4 protein-coding genes and 1 pseudogene are annotated in these 2156 nt (G+C 60.0%); 1 reads left to right on the forward strand and 4 read right to left on the reverse strand.

What is annotated here, in order from left to right; translation table 11 throughout:
- The 4 genes and pseudogenes from ENZ74_RS34785 to ENZ74_RS29945 all read right to left on the reverse strand — a co-directional run.
- A pseudogene (locus ENZ74_RS34785) lies at window positions 1-211 on the reverse strand (hypothetical protein); the annotation flags it as partial.
- 70 nt (window positions 212-281) lie between these two features.
- Window positions 282-539 carry a hypothetical protein gene (locus tag ENZ74_RS29935; RefSeq protein ID WP_008874920.1) on the reverse strand — a complete coding sequence of 86 codons (258 nt, stop codon included), beginning with the start codon at window positions 537-539 and terminating at the stop codon, window positions 282-284.
- 458 nt (window positions 540-997) lie between these two features.
- Window positions 998-1375, reverse strand: coding sequence for a TIGR02301 family protein (locus ENZ74_RS29940; RefSeq protein WP_013532565.1), 378 nt, complete (start codon window positions 1373-1375; stop codon window positions 998-1000).
- Window positions 1376-1456: 81 nt separating this feature from the next.
- Window positions 1457-1891 (reverse strand): NUDIX hydrolase, encoded by a 435-nt coding sequence (locus ENZ74_RS29945; RefSeq protein WP_013532564.1) that lies wholly within the window; start codon window positions 1889-1891, stop codon window positions 1457-1459.
- A gap of 128 nt (window positions 1892-2019) precedes the next feature.
- Here ENZ74_RS29945 and ENZ74_RS35465 point away from each other — a divergent pair.
- A partial coding sequence (locus tag ENZ74_RS35465; RefSeq protein WP_164761317.1) for an SOS response-associated peptidase occupies window positions 2020-2156 on the forward strand: 137 nt, incomplete at its 3' end.

Here is a 2156-nt window from a genome sequence, read left to right on the forward strand (position 1 = left end):
CCGGGTTGGGCATTGGCGCGGTGCTTCCGGGGGGCGACATGTCGTCGGCCGGCGGCGTGACCGTCGGGGGGAGCTCTTCGCGCTTGATTTCGCTCAGCGCATAGGCGGGGCTGCTCGCGAGACACACAACCAGGGGAATCGCGGCACAGCAAGCGGCGAAAGAGATGCGAAGGACCAAGCCACGCGGCTTGCCTGACATCGAAAAACTCACTGCCCGTTTCTCCCTGCTTACGGGCATGACGCCCGAGCGGCATATTGCCGTCAAAGAACCGGACGTCGGTTCAGTGCCGCAGCCGTTCAGGTTCGAAGGCGCCAGCAATCACCTTTTCACGCATACGGTCGAGCAGGGCAAGGGCCGAGGTCTCGCCATTGGCACGCAACATCTCGCCGAAGGCTGTTTCGAGCGCTGCTTCGGCAATGATCTCGGGCTCTATCCCGGCGGAGAGACCTTCCGCCCAGGCCTCGCTGTGGCTTTCCACGGCGGTCAAGCGTTTTTCTTCCCTGACCAGCGCGTCGATGTCGTTGACACCATGTTCCATAAGCGAATGTCCACCCTTTCAAGCTGCGATCCATTGATGTGGATCAGGCCTGATCTGTTCATTTCACACCCAGGGACAATTAAGTATTTGTAAATACGACATTTTTTTGATCGTCTTTTACAAAGCCCGATTGCCTTGTGCGAAACTGCGTTCAGTTCGAGTCAAACTTAGCCGATTGGGGCGGCCTGCGGGGCGAAAACCTTCAGTTTGAGTTAATTCCGCTTTCGCGCGGTAGGGTTTCGTTAATACTGTTGCAGAAGTGCAACATGAGGATTGCACCAAGATATCGCCTGGCACAAGCCGATATATCGGCTGTACCCAGCAATGGTTCGGATAGTTGTCGATGAGCGAGTGCCTAAAGCGCGCTGCGTTTGAACGGATTCAGGCGAGGCGCTTTAGGTTTTCGTTTTTATGCGTGTCGTTCTCCCAAAACCGCAGCCACTTTTGGGCGACATGCATTAGTTGCCGTAACGCGAGGCGATGTCGCGAGACAGCGTCTCGCCTTCCTTCATGTAGCGGCTGATGGCTTCGGTCGCCGAGGGCGTGCACCTCGTATAGGTGCCGCCGAAGGAGCGGTAGCCGCGATTGAAGCTGGCAATGAAGCGGGCGCGCCGCTCGGCGTCCGGATTTTCCGAATCGAGCAGTTTTGTCATCTCGACACGCCACTGGTCGCCCTTTTCGCCGCACAGATTGCGCAGGAAATGCAGCGAGCCCAGAACCTCCGCCAGCCGCATCAACCCGGGCTCGAACGGCGACTCGGCGCTGAGCGCGGGCCGTATCGAAACGGTCGCGCCGACCGCAAGACACACGGCGAGGAGCATGGATGGACGATTCATAAGCCTTCTCTACCAGCTGCGTGGCTCTGCTAAACAGCATAAGTCTTTGTGGCGAAACAATTTGTGGCCCGCAAGTTGATTTCAGGACAGCAGTCCGGCGTTTCCGCCGGGGGCCAACAAGTCTTCGGCGACCGCGAATACCGAGCCTGCCAGCGGCAGCGCCGCCATCTCGCTGAGCGTATAGAAGGCCGCCGTCTCCGCATCGTCGCTGGCCACGGCCTCGCCGCCGGCATAGGCGGCGCCGAAGACTGTGAGGAGATAATCGACCGGGTGGCTGTCATCCCGGCCGTCGATGCGGATTTCCCGCAGCGGGCGATAATTTGTGGCACGCAAACCGGTTTCTTCCTGAAGTTCGCGCTCTGCCGCTGCCTCCAGCGTCTCACCAGGTTCGACCTTGCCGCCCGGAAAGGCATAGAGCCCTTGCGACGGTTGCCGGGCTCGCTTGACCAGAAGCACGGTGTCTGCCCGCACGACGGCGACCGAGACTGCCGGAAGTATTTTGCGCGCTTCGTTCATGGATTCCCAATCAGGCTGAAGGCCGGTCAGTTGTGGACCGGCCAGCGTGGACAAGTTTTAGCGGTTGCGCAACGCCGGTTCCATCGCCACTTTCAGAAGCCGAACCTTTCGAAGGGCACCAATCGACCATGTGCGGACGTTTCGCCTTGACCGCGACGCCGGATCAGACCGCTGCCTTTCTGGACGTGGCGGGGCTTGAGGATTTCCCGGCGCGCTACAACATCGCCCCGACGCAGCCGATCCTGATGGCGGTCGCCCGCCCTCC

Source organism: Mesorhizobium sp. M7A.F.Ca.CA.002.15.2.1 (genome assembly GCF_003998715.1).
Lineage (GTDB): Bacteria > Pseudomonadota > Alphaproteobacteria > Rhizobiales > Rhizobiaceae > Mesorhizobium > Mesorhizobium ciceri.

Excerpts from the sequence above, each read along its gene's own strand:
- ENZ74_RS29935 (WP_008874920.1), bottom strand. The coding sequence starts at position 539 with ATGGAACATGGTGTCAACGACATCGACGCGCTGGTCAGGGAAGAAAAA.
- ENZ74_RS29940 (WP_013532565.1), bottom strand. The coding sequence starts at position 1,375 with ATGAATCGTCCATCCATGCTCCTCGCCGTGTGTCTTGCGGTCGGCGCG.
- ENZ74_RS29945 (WP_013532564.1), bottom strand. The coding sequence starts at position 1,891 with ATGAACGAAGCGCGCAAAATACTTCCGGCAGTCTCGGTCGCCGTCGTG.